General features: G+C 56.4%; 14 protein-coding genes. 6 read left to right on the plus strand and 8 right to left on the minus strand.

Annotated elements, in window-relative coordinates:
* Positions 1-464 precede the first annotated feature (464 nt).
* From G5332_RS18700 to G5332_RS18710, 3 genes are read left to right on the plus strand one after another with little or no spacing between them, the layout of a single operon-like run.
* Positions 465-1,283, plus strand: a complete 819-nt coding sequence (locus G5332_RS18700) for a toll/interleukin-1 receptor domain-containing protein (RefSeq protein ID WP_042063162.1) — start codon at positions 465-467, stop codon at positions 1,281-1,283.
* 49 nt (positions 1,284-1,332) lie between these two features.
* Entirely contained in the window at positions 1,333-2,166 is an 834-nt protein-coding gene (locus G5332_RS18705) for a macro domain-containing protein (RefSeq protein WP_139730225.1), read from the plus strand.
* A gap of 5 nt (positions 2,167-2,171) precedes the next feature.
* Entirely contained in the window at positions 2,172-2,732 is a 561-nt protein-coding gene (locus G5332_RS18710) for a TIR domain-containing protein (RefSeq protein ID WP_421311528.1), read from the plus strand.
* Positions 2,733-2,844: 112 nt separating this feature from the next.
* On the opposite strand, the gene cysC is transcribed toward G5332_RS18710, so the two are convergent.
* From cysC to cysG, 5 genes are all read right to left on the minus strand, one after another.
* Positions 2,845-3,444 (minus strand): adenylyl-sulfate kinase, encoded by a 600-nt coding sequence (cysC, locus tag G5332_RS18715; protein WP_421311530.1) that lies wholly within the window; start codon positions 3,442-3,444, stop codon positions 2,845-2,847.
* Between the two features lie 254 nt (positions 3,445-3,698).
* Positions 3,699-5,423, minus strand: coding sequence for an SLC13 family permease (locus G5332_RS18720; protein ID WP_368215165.1), 1,725 nt, complete (start codon positions 5,421-5,423; stop codon positions 3,699-3,701).
* 4 nt (positions 5,424-5,427) lie between these two features.
* Positions 5,428-6,855: a sulfate adenylyltransferase subunit CysN gene (cysN, locus tag G5332_RS18725; protein ID WP_421311532.1), complete on the minus strand. Its 1,428-nt coding sequence runs from the start codon at positions 6,853-6,855 to the stop codon at positions 5,428-5,430.
* Between the two features lie 12 nt (positions 6,856-6,867).
* Positions 6,868-7,800 carry a sulfate adenylyltransferase subunit CysD gene (gene cysD, locus G5332_RS18730; protein ID WP_335843379.1) on the minus strand — a complete coding sequence of 311 codons (933 nt, stop codon included), beginning with the start codon at positions 7,798-7,800 and terminating at the stop codon, positions 6,868-6,870.
* A gap of 72 nt (positions 7,801-7,872) precedes the next feature.
* The gene (gene cysG, locus G5332_RS18735; protein ID WP_421311533.1) at positions 7,873-9,309 is read right to left on the minus strand and encodes a siroheme synthase CysG; all 1,437 of its coding nucleotides are present in this window, start codon (positions 9,307-9,309) and stop codon (positions 7,873-7,875) included.
* Between the two features lie 197 nt (positions 9,310-9,506).
* Here cysG and G5332_RS18740 point away from each other — a divergent pair, with 197 nt between their 5' ends.
* Together G5332_RS18740 and G5332_RS18745 are read left to right on the plus strand one after the other, a co-directional pair.
* A complete protein-coding gene (locus G5332_RS18740) occupies positions 9,507-10,430 on the plus strand; it encodes an SPFH domain-containing protein (RefSeq protein WP_005335703.1) in 924 nt (307 codons plus the stop codon).
* Complete coding sequence (locus tag G5332_RS18745) at positions 10,427-10,882, plus strand: NfeD family protein (RefSeq protein WP_139440724.1); 456 nt, start codon at positions 10,427-10,429, stop codon at positions 10,880-10,882. Before G5332_RS18740 ends, G5332_RS18745 begins: the two co-directional genes overlap by 4 nt.
* A 69-nt stretch (positions 10,883-10,951) precedes the next feature.
* Here G5332_RS18745 and G5332_RS18750 read toward each other — a convergent pair whose 3' ends face one another.
* The gene (locus G5332_RS18750) at positions 10,952-13,057 is read right to left on the minus strand and encodes a methyl-accepting chemotaxis protein (RefSeq protein WP_421259442.1); all 2,106 of its coding nucleotides are present in this window, start codon (positions 13,055-13,057) and stop codon (positions 10,952-10,954) included.
* A gap of 139 nt (positions 13,058-13,196) precedes the next feature.
* Between G5332_RS18750 and nadA the strand changes: the two genes are divergently transcribed.
* Positions 13,197-14,270 (plus strand): quinolinate synthase NadA, encoded by a 1,074-nt coding sequence (nadA, locus tag G5332_RS18755; RefSeq protein WP_005335706.1) that lies wholly within the window; start codon positions 13,197-13,199, stop codon positions 14,268-14,270.
* Positions 14,271-14,340: 70 nt separating this feature from the next.
* Here nadA and G5332_RS18760 read toward each other — a convergent pair whose 3' ends face one another.
* A complete protein-coding gene (locus G5332_RS18760; protein WP_202005331.1) occupies positions 14,341-15,207 on the minus strand; it encodes a D-hexose-6-phosphate mutarotase in 867 nt (288 codons plus the stop codon).
* Positions 15,208-15,293: 86 nt separating this feature from the next.
* Positions 15,294-16,289, minus strand: a complete 996-nt coding sequence (gene gap / locus G5332_RS18765; RefSeq protein WP_005335708.1) for a type I glyceraldehyde-3-phosphate dehydrogenase — start codon at positions 16,287-16,289, stop codon at positions 15,294-15,296.
* Between the last annotated feature and the right edge of the window lies 1 nt (position 16,290).

The raw sequence follows: 16,290 nt of genomic DNA on the forward strand, positions 1-16,290 counted from the left end.
ACCCAAACAATCACCGCAGAAAAACCCTATGGACCTTTGGGCCCATAGGTTTTTTTAATGCCCGCCAACAAGAGGACGGCACAGCCGTTTCCCCGTCAGTTCTCCCTCTGTGCTGATGGCAGCCACTGTTGAGCGGTTATATCGCCGTCCGTTATTTATTAATTTATTGATCTTGCTCAGAAAACCGCCCGCTTGCACTTTTCACCCCAGCCCCGTTCGGTAACATATCCGCTTGGCAACCTCTCGCAGGAGTCAGCCATGAACCAAACCAGTGCCAAAACGCCGGTAAAAAGCAGCAAGCTGGAGGCTGGAATTCAGGGGCGGTAGCGTGGTTTTGCAGGTTGGCGCAGCGCGTATTAGCCCAATATATGAGATGGAGTCTGCTATGGGTCATGGCCAGTACAATATAAAATTGGTTAGTGTCCCAAGTTTTTCCACAAAAATTTTAATATCAGGAGAAAAAATTGAAATATAGAGATTTTATCTGGGAATGTGATTATGGCGAACATACCCGATTTACCAATGTGCTCAAAATATTAGTGTCTGAACAAAATGCCTATGAATTATGTATGTGTGCACTTTTCGTTAACAATAATCCATACAACTTGGAGTTTTTCATAGTGCTAAGCTATGAAAACCCGAGAGATGGTCAAGTTGAGAAAATGCTCAAGCTAATGACTGACGTTGGTGCTCGCCAAAGGCCAGACATCCCAATTAATGAACTAATGATGGAGATGGGAGGAAAAAGATTTAACTCTATGACTGTCTCAAATGTATCTAGCATCGAACAAGTAAAACATGATCTTTTTGATTTTAAAGAGCGAAAAGATATTGCTCAAATTATTTCAATTAAACCACTTGGGAAAAGGCTTCCTGTTTTTCTTAGTCATTCGTCTTCAGACAAACCATTTGTTGAAGATGTAATACCTTACCTGAGCAGTCAAGGCTTGCCTGTGTGGTATGACAAAGTATCAATTGACTATGGGGAAAGCATATTATCTGCGGTGCAGAGTGGTGTTAAAGATTCTGGTGCAGTTATTTTTTTTATAACTAAATCGTTTATTAACTCATCTTGGTGCAAGCTTGAGATGGAAGGATTTATGTCAAGATATGCAGGCGGACAAGGGGTGTTGCTTTTATCTGTTGTTTCTAATGACGTGAGCCATGAAGAGTTACCTTTCTTTTTACAGAATATAAAGTATCTAAGGCTAAGTGGTGAGCAAAACCCTAAATTGGTTTCAAGTGAGTTACTGCCAGCTCTCAAAAAACACTTTAAGCTCTAAAAAGTAAATACACTGGACATACTACATCAAATTTTTGTTAGGAACTAACATGAGGAAAGCCAAGCTTTTTATAAAAAATACACTTATGGCATTTGGTGTTGTTTCAAGTTTCGTCACTGTTCTCTGGGCAATATTTCCAACACATCTGAATGGATATGTTGGTAAATGCCCTTGGTTATATCTGGCAATTTTTGGACTGATATCTTCTTCATTTGGATGGTTTAGTATTAGAAAGAAAAAGAGCATTAAGTTGTCTCTATCCGAAAGAGTAAAAGCAAGTGTTTATTATGGTGACATATTTAATAAAAACGGAATTATTATCATCCCGGTGAATGAGTATTTTGACACATTGGTTGATGATAGAGTTATTGCAGGAAATACACTTCATGGAATGTTTATAAAGCAGTTTTTCGGAGGTAATGAAAAAGCCTTACGGGCTCAGATCATTCATTCTTTGAGTAACAAACCGTTTATTGAAATAAATCAAAATAGAAACCTAGGAAATAAGAAACGTTATGAGCTTGGTACCGTTGCAGAAGTGGTAAAAGATAGTAAGATATTTTTCTTAGTTGCGTTGACTAGATTCAATGGAAACCACAGGGCTGAAGTAAATAATTCCGAGTATCAGCGTGTTATATGTGATTTATTTACATATGTAAACCAATTCTCACAAGGAAGGAAAATACACTTACCACTCATTGGCGCAGGGCATTCAGGCGTTAATTTATCGAAACAAAAGCTACTTGAATTTTTGCTATTCGCAATATCTATGAATGACAATCTAACTTTAATTAATGGTGTTGATATTGTTCTACACTCATCAATTGAAAATGAAATAAACCTTTCAGTTACAGAAGTTTTGTTCAACAGCATAGAGGGTTAATTAATATGGCTAGAACTGGCAATTACGCAGCATTTTATGTAAGCGAACCATTTAATCAAAGTAATCTAGGGGCTAGCGCTACCAAAGATTTTGTTTATTATAACTTATTAAAAGCTTGGAAGGCTGAAGACAATACATTTCCGTTCAATGATTCACACGATAAAAACTATAATGTGAGAGATGGTAGTGATTGGGAAAATACACTAAAACCCCGTTTACATGACCGGTTGGCCAAGTCAAAGAACATTATATTATTCTTAAGCTCTAACACCAAAAACTCAACGGCTCTTCGTGAGGAAATTGATTACGGGGTAAATAACAAAGAGCTACCTGTAATAGTTGTTTATCCCGACTTCACCGAAACTAGTGATATAATCACGGAGAATAAAAAATTTAAAAAACAGGTTACTGACTTGTGGGATAAACTTCCAAAGTTAAGAGATGCTATGGGTAATGTACCGATGTTGCATGTGCCAAACAAGAAAAGTTTAATTCGAAAGGCGTTAGGTGATACAGACTTTATGGTAAATACTAAAATCGAAGGTGGTAACTATTTTTTTAGTTAAAACGTACTACAGCTCTAGCAAAGAATTTCAGAGTGACAACAAGAGGAATAAATAGAAATAAATAAACAAGGGGGCAAGCGCCCCCTTGTTTATCAAACATAGGTCTGAGTAATCAACCTTGATCAATTGAGCACCTCCTCCGCAGAGCGGTCAGCAGTTCATCCACCAGTACCTCTACCGGTTTACCGGCATTCAGCAGATGAATTTCCGGCTGCTCCGGTGCCTCGTAGGCGGAGTCGATACCGGTAAAGTTGCGAATTTCCCCTGCCCTAGCCTTCTTGTAGAGCCCCTTGGGATCGCGCTCTTCACAGACGGCGAGCGGCGCATCGACAAAGACTTCGACAAACTCCCCTTCACCCAAGAGGCTGCGCACCAGCGCCCGCTCGGCACGAAACGGCGAGATAAAGGCGGTGAGCACGATCAGGCCCGCATCCACCATCAGCTTTGCCACCTCGCCGACTCGGCGGATATTCTCCTGCCGCGCGGCATCATCGAAACCGAGATCGCCACAGAGGCCGTGGCGCACATTGTCCCCATCCAGCAGATAGGTGTGCTTGCCTTGTGCCGCCAGCGCCTGCTCCAGCGCCCCCGCCAGGGTCGATTTGCCCGCCCCGGAGAGCCCGGTAAACCAGATCACCAGCGGCTTTTGCCCTTTCAATTCGGCCCGGCTCTGTTTGTCCACGGCATGCTTGTGCCACACGATATTGCTCATCCAATACTCCTTGATTGGCGCTCACGCCTCAAAACTTAAACTGCCCGGCACCACTGGGAGCCGCCTCAGACTATCAGCCGACAACGTGCTGGTGCCATGGCATTGCTATTGCCCATCCCACACTCCTTGATTGGCGCTCACGCCTCAAAACTTAAACGGTCCGGCACCACAGGGAGCCGCCTCGGACTATCAGCCGACAACGTGCTGGTGCCATGGTATTGCTCACCCAACACACCTTGATTGGCGCTCACGCCTTAAAACGGAAACAGCAGGGGCACCATCACAATCACCCCGAGGCTATAGGCCAGCGAGACCGGCAGGGCCAGCTTGAGGTAGTCCGGCATCTTGTAGTTGCCCGCGGCATAGACCATCAGGTTGGTCTGGTAGCCGTAGGGCAGGATAAAGCTGGAGCTGGCCCCGAACAGCACCGCCAGAATAAACGGCATGGTCGAGACATCCATGCTGAGCGCCAGCTGGTAACCCATGGGGAAGGCCAGCGCGGCGGCGGCGTTGTTGCTCATCAGCTCGGTTAGCACCAGCGTAAACAAATAGATACCGATAAAGGCGATGATGGGGCTGGCACCGTTGAACTCCCCCATCAGCCAGTCGGCGATAAGCTTGGCCAGTCCGCTCTTTTCCAGCTGATCGGCGATGGCGAGCGCCCCGCCCACCACCAGCCAGATATCCAGTGGAAAGCGGCGGCGGATCTCGTCCAGGGTCAGAATGCGGGTGAGCAGCAGCGCCACCAGCATCAACAGCAAGCCCTTGAACAGCGGCACCAGATCGAACACAGAGAGCGCCAGCACCCCGAGAAACCCCAGCACCACGGCGGCGCTGCGTTTGCCATCGAGACGGGTGGAGGCTTCCAGCCCGCTCACCACCACAAACTCACGTCCCAGCGACTTGTTGCGGGCAAACTGGGGGCCGGGGGCCAGCAGCAGGGTATCACCGGCGTGCAGTTCAATCTGGCCGAGGCCACCGGTGAGCTGGGTTTCGCCGCGGCGCACCGCCAGCACCACCGCATCGAAGTGGGTGCGAAATTCGGCATCCTTGATGGTCTGATCCACCAGCCGCGAGCTGTGGCTGACGATCACCTCCACCAGATGCTGGCCGTTGAGGCGGTGCTGGCCGTAGAGATCCAGCCCCTTCATCTCCTGCAATACGCCGACGCTCTCCACATCGCCACAAAACAGCAGTACGTCCCCTTCGTGCAGCTCGTGTTCCGGCTGCACCGGGCAGATCACCTGCTCGCCGCGAATGATTTCCGCCAGATAGAGGCTTTTCAGGCTGCGCAGGCCGTTCTCCTTGACGCTGCGCCCCGCCAGCGGTGAACCGGCGCCCACCTTGGCTTCGAGAAAGTAGCCGGATTCGCGGCTCATCTCGGTATCCTGAACCGGCAGGTGACGGGCAAACAGCAGCACGGCCACCAGACCGGTCAGCAGAGTACCAGCCCCCACCATAAAGAAGTCAAACATGCCGAGCGGCGGTGCCCCCATCTTGATGAGGAAGCTGTTGACGATCAGGTTGGTGGAGGTGCCGATCAGGGTCAGCACCCCGCCAAAGGTGGCCGCGAAACACATGGGCAGCAGCAGCCGCGACGGCGCATGGTTGGGGTTGCGTTTGACCGCTCCCAGCATGGAGGCCACCACGGCAGTGTTATTGACGAAAGCCGACAGGAAAGCGGTGGAGAACCACACCTTCACCAGCACCTTGTTGAATGAACCTGTGCCCACCAGATTGGCGAACCAGCTCATGATGCGGGTCTTCTCCACCGCCAGCGACACCAGCAGCAACAGCACCAGCGTCAGCAGGGCACTGTTGGTGTAACCCGCCACCACGGCATTGATATCCGCCAGCCCGCTCAGGTAGGTGATGAGCACGGCGCCCGAGAAGAGCAGCGCCGGGCGGAGTTTGCCCTGGATCAGCAGGGCCACGAGAGCAGCCAGCAGACCCAGCACCAGGAATTGTTGCCAGGTCATGGGCTTACTCCTTGCTTGTGTCGTTACCGATGGCAAGGGCTTGCCAGTGCGGGAAGTGCTTGCGCACCAGCGCATTGAGCTCGATTTCGAACTCGCTGTAGTGCCCTTTTACCGCTTTGGCGGCCAAGCCTTCCACTATCATGCCGGCGCCGACGGTGACGTTGGTCAGCCGGTCGATCAGGATAAAGCTGCCGGTATCGCGGATCTCCTGATACGGGTCGAACGCCACCGGGTCGGTGAGGTTCAGCTCGCACAGGCCGATCTCGTTGAGCTTGAGTTCGCTGGCGGGCAGCTCGTCCAGCTTGTTGATCTCGACGCGGTGGCGGATAGCCTCCACCTGACCGCGACTCTTCTTGGTGGCCAGTTTGACGTCGTAGACCCGACCCGGTTGCAGGGACTCCTCCCCCATCCAGACGATATGGGCCAGCACATTCTGGGTCACTTGCGGCTGCTTGGCGGCATCCACCAGCAGGTCGCCGCGGCTGATGTCGATCTCGTCGGCGAAGGTGACTGTGATGGCCTGACCCGGCAGGGCGTACTCCAGATCCCCGTCGAAGGTGACGATGCGGGTCACCGTACTCTCCTTGCCCGACGGCAGCACCGCCAGCTTGTCGCCCACCCGCAGGATGCCGGAGGCGAGCGTGCCCGCAAAGCCGCGAAAATCGAGGTTGGGGCGGTTCACATACTGCACCGGCAGGCGCACCGGATGGCGCTCCAGCTCGCGCTCAACCTCGGCAGACTCCAGCAGAGCAAGCAGGGTTTCGCCCTGATACCAGGCCAGCTTGTCGCTCTGGTTGACCACGTTATCACCGTCCAGTGCCGAGACCGGCACGATATGGATGGTGTCGACGCTGAGCTTCTTGGCGAACTCTCGGTAGTCGGCACTGATGCGCTCAAACACCTCCTGACTGAACTCCACCAGATCCATCTTGTTGACCGCCACCACGAACTGCTTGATGCCCAAGAGGCTCGCGATAAAGCTGTGGCGGCGGGTCTGATCCAGCACACCCTTGCGGGCATCGATCAGAATGATGGCCAGATCGCAGGTAGAGGCGCCGGTGGCCATGTTGCGGGTGTACTGCTCGTGGCCCGGGGTATCCGAGATGATAAATTTGCGCTTGGCGGTGGAGAAGTAGCGGTAGGCCACGTCGATGGTGATGCCCTGCTCGCGCTCGGCCTGCAGGCCGTCTACCAGCAGCGCCAGGTCCAGCTTCTCGCCGGTGGTGCCAAGCTTCTGGCTGTCGGACTCCAGCGCTTTGAGCTGATCTTCATAGATCTGCTGGGAGTCGTGCAGCAGGCGACCGATAAGGGTGCTCTTGCCGTCATCCACGCTGCCGCAGGTGAGAAAACGCAGCAGGCTCTTGTGCTGCTGGGCGTGCAGATAGGCTTCGATGCCCTGTTCGGTGATGGCGGTCTGAATATGGCTGTTCATGCTGACGACTCCTTAGAAATATCCCTGACGCTTCTTCTGCTCCATGGAGCCGGCCTGATCGTGGTCAATCAGCCGCCCTTGCCGCTCGCTCGAGGTGGTGAGCAGCATCTCTTCAATAATTTCCGGCAAGGTGGTGGCATCGGATTCGATGGCCCCGGTCAGCGGGTAGCAACCGAGGGTGCGGAAGCGCACCAGTTCCTGCTTCACTTCGTCTTCCGGGCCAATGGGCATACGATCGTCATCCACCATGATCTTGATGCCGTTGCGCTCCACCACCGGACGCATGGCCGCGAAGTAGAGCGGCACTATGTCGATGTTTTCCAGATAGATGTATTGCCAGATATCCAGCTCGGTCCAGTTGGAGAGCGGGAACACCCGGATGCTCTCCCCCTTGTTGACCTGGCTGTTGTAGACGCGCCACAGCTCCGGACGCTGGTTCTTCGGATCCCAGCGGTGAGACTTGTCACGGAAGGAGTAGACCCGCTCCTTGGCGCGGGACTTCTCTTCATCGCGGCGCGCGCCACCGAAGGCGGCGTCGAAGCCATATTTGTTGAGCGCCTGCTTGAGCCCCTCGGTCTTCATGATGTCGGTGTGCTTGCCACTGCCGTGCACGAAGGGGTTGATGCCCATGGCGAGCCCTTCCGGGTTCTTGTGGACGATCAGATCCAGCCCGTACTTTTTGGCGGTCTCGTCGCGAAACTTGATCATCTCCTTGAACTTCCAGTCGGTGTCGACGTGGAGCAAGGGGAACGGGATCTTGCCCGGATAGAAGGCCTTGCGGGCCAGGTGCAGCATGACGGAGGAGTCCTTGCCGATGGAGTACATCATCACCGGGTTTTCAAATTCGGCAGCCACCTCGCGGATGATATGGATGCTCTCGGCTTCCAGCTGCTGCAAGTGGGTCAATCTTTCACGGTCCATGTTGGTCCTCGGGTCATTGCTTATGCGCCTGCTCGGGGCGCTGGGTGGTTCAGTGCGCGGCCGCACCGGCAGCCGCATCAAATATCTCTTTCTCGGTCAGGCCAGCTGCACCAGCTTGAGGTCGCAGCCATCGAGATCCGGGTTAGCGCGCAGCTGCTCGCCGCTTTTTTCTCCAAACCAGGCGAGCCGCTCGCGCAGTGCCACTACTTCGCCGATGACGATAAGCGACGGGCTCACCGCCTGTTTGGCAAGCTCAGCCAAGTCGGCCAGCGTGCCGGTCAGCACCCGCTGGCGGGATGTGGTGCCACGCTCGATGATGGCGATGGGGGTGGCTTGGCTTCGGCCGTGATCCACCAACTGCTGCTGGATATGCTCGGAGCGCATCAGCCCCATGTAGATGACCAGGGTCTGACTGGTGGCGGCGAGCTGCTGCCAGTCGGGCTCCTTGCCATCGATCTGGCAGTGGCCGGTAATAAAGACGGCGCTCTGGGCATAATCACGGTGAGTCAGCGGAATACCTGCATAGGCGGTGGCGCCGGCGGCGGCCGTGATGCCGGGCACCACAGAGAAGGGGATACCTTCGTCGGCCAGCACTTCCAGCTCCTCGCCGCCACGGCCAAACATAAAGGGATCGCCCCCTTTCAGCCGCACTACCCGGTTGCCCGCCTTGGAGTACTCAACCAGCAGGCGATTGGTCTCCTCCTGCGGCACGCTGTGGGCGCCCGCCTTCTTGCCGACCGACACCAAAGTGGCATCACGGCGCACCAGATCGAGGATCTCAGGCGAGACCAGCTGGTCGTAGAGCACCACTTCAGCCTGTTGAATCTGTTGCAGCGCCTTGAGGGTCAAGAGGCCCGGATCGCCGGGGCCCGCGCCGACCAAGACCACCTCGCCCACTTCGCTTTTCGCCTGATCGAGGCCATCGCTCAGCCACTGCTCGGCACCTTGCCAATCCTCTTTCTCAATCAGGCTGGCGAGGGTGTTGGAGGCAAAGGCTCGCTCCCAGAAGCGGCGGCGATCGGAAATCGAGGAGAGCACCCGCTTGGCCTTGTCACGGACCCGCCCTGAGAGCTCGGTCAGCCCGCCAAGATGGCGCGGCAGCAGGCTCTCCAGCCGCTCGCGCAGCAGGCGCACCAGCACCGGCGCCTTGCCACCGCTGGAGACCGCCACCATCAGCGGCGAACGATCGATGATCGAGGGAAAGATAAAGCTGGAGCGCTTGGGGTCATCCACCACGTTGACGAACAGACCCAGTTGGTTGGCACTCTGATAAACGAGGGCGTTGACTTCGAGGTTGTCTGTAGCGGCAACGACCAGGATCTGGCCTGCCAGATGGGCCGGGGTGAAGCGCTCCGCCAGATGGGTAAAACGACCGGCAAATTCCGAAAATTCCGGTTCAAGCTCCGGGGAGACCAGGGTCAGCCGGGCACCGGCTGCCAGCAGCAGGCGCGCCTTGCGCAGGGCAACCTCACCCCCGCCTACCAGCAGTACCGGGCGGCCTTCCAACTTGGCAAACATAGGTAAATAATCCATTTCGGCCCATCCCTCGGAACACGACTAATATGGGGCGACTATAGGCAGGGCAGCTTATCCCTCAAAATAATAAAAAATGCTTTTTAATGCGTTTTGGTAATTAGCAAAGCCGATTCATGACAAAGGCGTACAAAGTCACTTGTGGTACCTGACGCCAGACCATAGGCTAGGGACTGTGTTTCATAAGGAGCTAAATGATGAATGAATCATTGATTGTGCTAGGGATTTTCGTGTTCCTGGTGCTCGCCACCCTGAGCGCGGGCATCAAGATAGTGCCCCAGGGCTACAACTGGACGGTGGAGCGCTTCGGCCGCTACACCCGCACCCTGACACCGGGTCTTAACCTGTTGATCCCCTACGTGGATCGGGTCGGCCACAAGATCATCATGATGGAGCAGGTGCTGGACATCCCGGCACAAGAGGTGATCTCCCGCGACAACGCCAACGTCACCATCGACGCCATCAGCTTTGTGCAGGTGGTGGATGCCCGCAAAGCGGGTTACGAGGTCAACGATCTCACCAGCGCCATCCGCAATCTCACCATGACCAATATGCGCACCGTGCTCGGTGCCATGGAGTTGGACGAGATGCTCTCCCAGCGCGACACCATCAACGAGAAGCTGCTGCGCACCATGGATGCCGCCACCGCCCCCTGGGGCATCAAGGTGACCCGCATCGAGATTAAAGATGTGCGTCCGCCGCTGGCGCTGGTCGAAGCGATGAACGCCCAGATGAAGGCCGAGCGCCAGAAACGGGCCGAGGTACTGGAAGCCGAAGGCGTGCGCCAGTCCAAGATCCTGAAAGCGGAAGGCGAAAAGCAGTCCCAGATCCTCAAAGCCGAAGGTGAGCGTCAGGCCGCATTCCTCGCCGCCGAAGCGCGGGAGCGGGCAGCCGAGGCGGAAGCCAAAGCGACCCATATGGTTTCCCAGGCGATTGCGGAAGGAGACCTGCAGGCCATCAACTACTTCGTGGCTCAGAAATATACCGAAGCTCTGGCCCGCATCGGTGAAGGCCCCAACAGCAAGATCATCATGATGCCGCTGGAAGCGGGCAGCCTGATTGGCTCTGTGGCTGGCATGGCCGAGCTGTTCAACAAAGATGGCAAGGGCAGCAAGTCATGACAGCCCTGTTAGAGGGGCTGACCCACTGGCACTGGCTGGGGCTCGGCTTCATTCTGCTGGCCATCGAGGTGCTCGGCTCGGTGGGCTTTTTGCTCTGGACCGGCATCGCCGCGCTGGAAGTGGGTCTACTGCTGCTGATCTGGCCCTTTGGCTGGCAGGCGCAGTTGCTGCTGTTTGCGGTGCAATCCCTGCTCACCACCTGGGCCTGGTGGCGCTGGCAGCACCAGCGTGACAACTCGGGTCAGGATGCCGCCAGCACCATCAACGAGCGGATGCAGAGCTATATGGGCCGCGAGCTGACCCTGCTGGATGATGTCGCCCAAGGCACCAGCCGGGTACATCTGGACGACACGGTCTGGACAGTGCGCTGTGACGAATCGCTGCCTGCGGGCAGCAAGGTCAGGGTGGTCGGGGCCGACTCCCATATCCTGCTGGTTGAACTCCGCAACTGACGCAACTCTGCCATCGAGTCATAAAAAAGCCCGCGATCGCTCGCGGGCTTTTGTCTCTCTGGCGGCCACTCAGGTACGCAGCCGATCGAGCTGACTGGCCAGCGCCGTGGCCGCTTGCTCCAGCGCCTCGCTCAGTTGATGGCTGGAGCTGGCCTCCTGCCCGATCACGTTGGCGGTATCACCAATCCGCATCAAATTCTTGTTGATATCGTCACTGACGGCGCTCTGCTGCTCGGCGGCGGTGGCGACCTGACTGATGTGGTCGTGGATCTGCTGGATCTGGGCCACCACCCGATTGAGCGCCTCGAACGCCTGCTCGGTACCCTGCACCGTGGTGGTGGAGCGCTCGATGCCGGTATTCATCAGACGTTGGCTGCTGCTCACCTCGGTCTGCAGGCTACCAATCAGCTGGCCGATCTCGTCGGTCGATTCACGGGTCTTGTTGGCCAGCGCCCGTACCTCATCCGCCACCACCGCAAAGCCGCGGCCCATGTCACCCGCCCGTGCCGCTTCGATGGCGGCGTTGAGGGCCAGCAGATTGGTCTGCTCGGCAATGGCGCGGATCACATCGAGGATCCGGCTGATATTGGTGCTGCGCTGGGCCACCAGCGCCACCGCCTTGTCCGCCTCATGCATATCGCCGACCAGAGTATGGATCTCGTTGCGGGCATTGCTGAGGGTCTGCTGGGCGGTATTGATGTGGTGGGTCGCCGCTTCCGACTCCTGCGCTGCCTGCTCGGCATAACCCGCCACGCTGACTGCCGTGGTGCTCATCTGATGCATGGCGCTCACTACGCTCTCCAGCTCCAGATTCTGCTCGTCCAGACTACTGCGCATGGTGTCGGCGGTATGTTTCATCTCCCGCGCCTGCTGGTAGACCTGCTGACCGATCCCCTTGCTCATTTGCACCATGCCCCGCAGCTTGCCGAGGAAGGCATTGAGCTGGGAACCCAGATCGATCAGCTCCTGATGGGTGTCGATCTCCATCTGCTGGGTCAGGTCCCCCTCGTTGCTGGAGAGATGGCCCACATGGCGGCTGATAAGAGAAAGTGGCGCTGTGATGGTCTGGATAAACCAGACCAGCAAGCCCAGCACCAGCAAAGTGATCCCGCCCATCGCGATGATCTGCTGCCGCTGGGCATCCACCAGCAGGGTGCCCAGTTCATTGCTGATGGCGTGCGCCTTGCTCAGCGCCAGCGCCTTGGGCACCTTGATCATCAACCACCACTGGGTATTGGCTGCCTCAACCCGGATGGGCTGATGAAGAGTAAAGTCACTGTCGCTGCTGACCGGCTGACCGTCAGGCAAGGTCAGGCCCACCTCCTTGAGTGGACGACCCAGCTTGTCGGCATAGCGGTTGCTGCCCACAATCAGCCCCATCTTGCTGACCAGGGTCACATCCGCCTTGTTGTCATAGAGGCTCTTGCCAAGGTTTTCAGCCAGTTGCTGAAAAATGGGCAGGTTCATATCCACACCGGCCAGCCCGACAAACTTGCCGTCACGCAGCACGGGCACCGTCAGACTGGTCATCAGCATCTTGTTGCCCGGGCTGATTTCGTAGAGGTAGGGCTCCATCAGGCAGGGCTGGCGGGTATCGCGACCACAGAGATACCACTCGCTGTTGCGAATGCCAAACTCGTTGAGGGAGGTATCAAACTTGGCCTCGCTGGCAGCGGCGTCCACCGCTTGCTGGGCGACGGCCCCTCCCTGATCCTTGGTGAAATAGACCTCCAGACTCCCCTTGCCTGCCACCGAGTGGCTGGCCCCGCCCAGCCAGTTGCCATCCTCGCCATCATAGCCATCCGGTTCAAACTGGGCATAAATGGAGCTGATCCCGCTCGCCTGCTGCAGGCTGCTGCCGAGCAGAGACTCCACTTGGGGTCGCGACAACCGCAGTTCCGGTTTGGCCATACCGGCTTCAATCTGGGCGGTCACGGTCAGGGGGATTTGGTAGGAGTTCTGCATCAGCGAAGCAATCTGGATGGCATAGCGCTCTGCCTGATACTGCAGACTGCGGGAGACCTCCTCTTCCAGTGCATCGCTGGTCTGGGTCATCACCATATTGCGAAGGGAACTGAAAGAAGCCGATTGCAACAGGGTCATGGCCAGCCCGGTCAACAGAAACAGCCCCATGGTCAGAGACAACAACTTGAACTTGAGGGAACGTTGCTTCATACGACAACTCCTTATGGCAATATGACAACGAATAAGTTGAGTATATTCGTCCACTTGCAGCACACCGGATTTGTGATGGGTTTGTCACCGGCTTCTGGTTATAATTTTGGCCTTCCCGAGCGTTGATGGAACAGTCGCAATGAGCAATGCACTGAGCAGTGTCCCGCCGGTAGTCGCGATGGACTACCCCTTTCCGGCCAAACCTCTTCCCCTGAGTGCCGAGCAGAGAACGACCTTGACCACAGAAATCAAGGCGCTACTCAAGGAGCGCAAAGCGGTACTGGTCGCCCACTACTACACGGATCCCGAGATCCAGGCGCTGGCCGAAGCCACCGGCGGTTTCGTCGGTGACTCGCTGGAGATGGCCCGCTTTGGCCGCGATCACGAGGCGCAGACCCTGATCGTCGCCGGGGTGCGCTTCATGGGGGAGACCTCCAAGATCCTGAGCCCCCACAAACGGGTGCTGATGCCGACTCTGGAGGCCGAATGCTCCCTCGATCTGGGCTGCCCCATCGAGCAGTTTTCCGCCTTCTGCGATGCCAACCCGGATCATACCGTGGTGGTCTACGCCAATACCTCGGCTGCGGTCAAAGCACGGGCTGACTGGGTGGTGACCTCCAGCATCGCGCTGGAGATCGTCGAACACCTCGACAGTCTGGGTCACAAGATCATCTGGGGCCCGGATCGCCATCTGGGTGCCTATATTGAGAAGAAGACCGGGGCGCAGATGCTGCGCTGGCAGGGCCACTGCATCGTCCACGATGAGTTCAAGGCCCGCGCCCTACGCGAGCTGAAAGAGCAGAATCCTGACGCCGCCGTGCTGGTTCATCCGGAATCCCCCGCCTCGGTGATCGAGCTGGCCGATGCGGTGGGCTCCACCAGTCAGCTGATCAAGGCGGCCAAAGAGCTGCCCCAGCAGAAGCTGATCGTGGCGACCGATCGGGGCATCTTCTACAAGATGCAGCAAGCTTGTCCGGAGAAAGAGATGGTGGAAGCACCGACCGGTGGCGATGGCGCTACCTGCCGCAGTTGCGCCCACTGCCCCTGGATGGCGATGAATGGTCTGGTGGCGATCAAGGAGGCCCTCACCGACGGTGCCGAGCGCCACGAGATCCATGTCGACGAAGATCTGCGGGTCAAAGCCTTGATCCCCCTCGACCGCATGCTCAATTTCGCCGCCGAACTCAAGCTCAAGACCCAGGGCAACGCCTGATTGCCGCCGTCACGAGATGCAAAGAGGGCTCCCGCGGGAGCCCTCTTTATTTATCTGAACCTCATCCTGATCAGATGATCACGGTGGAGAGGCTGTGCTCATCATCCGGCGCAACGGTCACCCCCGCCTCGCCAGCGATGGCAGCTTCGACGCAGAGCATGGTGCGATAGCCATCGTCGCTCATGTCGGCCATGGCGGTGGCCCCTTCCAGCCATGGGGTCCAGACCACCACGCTGTCGTGGTTGCCACTGACAACCCGGGTCTTGCGCTCACCATCCTGCACGCTCACCAGCGCCTCTGGCTGCCAGTAGACCCGATCCAGCGGCCCGCTCAGGGTCAATGCACCCTGCTGCTTGGCATCCTGTCCGGTCAGCTTGTCGGCATAGGGCTCGCCCAGGCCGGTGACGCTTACCACCTCTGGTGAGCTGATCTGCAAATAGGTGTGCAGCGCACCGCTATAGGTCAATGGCTGAGCACCTGTGTTGCGAGTGGTCAGCACCAGCGAAAGCTCTTTGCCCACCAGCACGTCCAGTTCCAGCTCGAAGGCGTGATCCCACAGGGCACGGGTCGCATCGCTGTCACGCAGGGAGAGATGAACAAGCGTGCCATCAGCGTGATCTGAGACCCCGTCCAGCATCCAGAGGGTGGTACGGGCAAAACCGTGGGAGGGCTTGCCGCTACCGACGCGGGCGGGCGCCGGGCCAAACCAGGGCCAGCAGATCGGGATACCACCGCGAACAGGCTTGCTGCCATCCAGCACCGCCTTGTCGCTCAACCAGATGGAGGCTGGCTCACCATGACGCTGATAGCTCAGCACATGGGCGCCAAACAGGCTGATCTCGGCCTTGGCATAGTCGTTGTTGATGGTGAGAACCGGCAGACCGGCCGCATTGTTGGCAAGCTTGCAATTGGCTGTCAGGGGACGAATGGATTGCATGTGGACTCCTGTCATCAGGGGAAACCGAAAAACAAAAAGGCGGCCAATGGCCGCCTTTTTCAAGCTACGCGATTGCGCATCCCAAATTACTTGGAGATGTGAGCGATCAGGTCCAGAACTTTGCTGGAGTAGCCCATTTCGTTGTCGTACCAGGATACAACTTTAACGAATTTGTCGTTCAGCTGGATACCAGCCTTGGCGTCGAATACGGAGGTCTGACGCTCACCCAGGAAGTCGGTAGATACAACTTCGTCTTCGGTGTAGCCCAGAACGCCTTTCATAGCGCCTTCGGAAGCAGCTTTCATCGCTTCGCAGATTTCTGCGTAGGTGGCAGCTTTCTTCAGGTTAACGGTCAGGTCAACAACAGACACGTCCGGAGTCGGAACACGGAAAGCCATACCGGTCAGCAGGCCTTTCAGTTCCGGGATAACTACGCCAACAGCTTTGGCAGCACCGGTAGAGGACGGGATGATGTTCTGAGCCGCACCGCGGCCACCGCGCCAGTCTTTGGCAGACGGACCATCAACGGTCTTCTGGGTAGCAGTGGTAGCGTGAACGGTGGTCATCAGGCCAGACTCGATACCGAAGGTATCGTTCAGAACCTTGGCGATCGGTGCCAGGCAGTTGGTGGTGCAGGAAGCGTTGGAAACGATGTCCTGGCCAGCGTAGGTAGAGTCGTTAACACCCATTACGAACATCGGGGTAGCGTCTTTGGACGGGCCAGTCAGAACAACTTTCTTGGCACCAGCAGCGATGTGCTTACGAGCAGTCTCGTCGGTCAGGAACAGACCGGTAGCTTCAGCAACAACGTCAACACCGATTTCGCCCCACTTCAGGTTGGCCGGGTCACGCTCAGCGGTAACACGTACGGTTTTGCCGTTTACAACCAGGTTGCCGTCTTTAACTTCAACGGTACCGTTGAAACGACCGTGAGTTGAATCGTACTTCAGCATGTAAGCCATGTAGTCAACATCGATCAGGTCGTTGATACCAACAACTTCGATGTCTGCACGCTCGCAAGCCAGACGGAATACGAAACGACCGATACGGCCAAAACCGTTAATACCTACTTTGATAGTCATA

This window comes from Aeromonas sp. 603757 (assembly GCF_049171255.1).
GTDB lineage: Bacteria > Pseudomonadota > Gammaproteobacteria > Enterobacterales > Aeromonadaceae > Aeromonas > Aeromonas veronii_A.

Bases quoted from the DNA above. Each gene is read 5' to 3' on its own strand.
- G5332_RS18705 (WP_139730225.1), top strand. From the start codon at position 1,333: ATGAGGAAAGCCAAGCTTTTTATAAAAAATACACTTATGGCATTTGGT.
- G5332_RS18710 (WP_421311528.1), top strand. From the start codon at position 2,172: ATGGCTAGAACTGGCAATTACGCAGCATTTTATGTAAGCGAACCATTT.
- cysC (WP_421311530.1), bottom strand. From the start codon at position 3,444: ATGAGCAATATCGTGTGGCACAAGCATGCCGTGGACAAACAGAGCCGG.
- G5332_RS18720 (WP_368215165.1), bottom strand. From the start codon at position 5,423: ATGACCTGGCAACAATTCCTGGTGCTGGGTCTGCTGGCTGCTCTCGTG.
- cysN (WP_421311532.1), bottom strand. From the start codon at position 6,855: ATGAACAGCCATATTCAGACCGCCATCACCGAACAGGGCATCGAAGCC.
- cysG (WP_421311533.1), bottom strand. From the start codon at position 9,309: ATGGATTATTTACCTATGTTTGCCAAGTTGGAAGGCCGCCCGGTACTG.
- G5332_RS18740 (WP_005335703.1), top strand. From the start codon at position 9,507: ATGAATGAATCATTGATTGTGCTAGGGATTTTCGTGTTCCTGGTGCTC.
- G5332_RS18745 (WP_139440724.1), top strand. From the start codon at position 10,427: ATGACAGCCCTGTTAGAGGGGCTGACCCACTGGCACTGGCTGGGGCTC.
- G5332_RS18750 (WP_421259442.1), bottom strand. From the start codon at position 13,057: ATGAAGCAACGTTCCCTCAAGTTCAAGTTGTTGTCTCTGACCATGGGG.
- nadA (WP_005335706.1), top strand. From the start codon at position 13,197: ATGAGCAATGCACTGAGCAGTGTCCCGCCGGTAGTCGCGATGGACTAC.
- G5332_RS18760 (WP_202005331.1), bottom strand. From the start codon at position 15,207: ATGCAATCCATTCGTCCCCTGACAGCCAATTGCAAGCTTGCCAACAAT.
- gap (WP_005335708.1), bottom strand. From the start codon at position 16,289: ATGACTATCAAAGTAGGTATTAACGGTTTTGGCCGTATCGGTCGTTTC.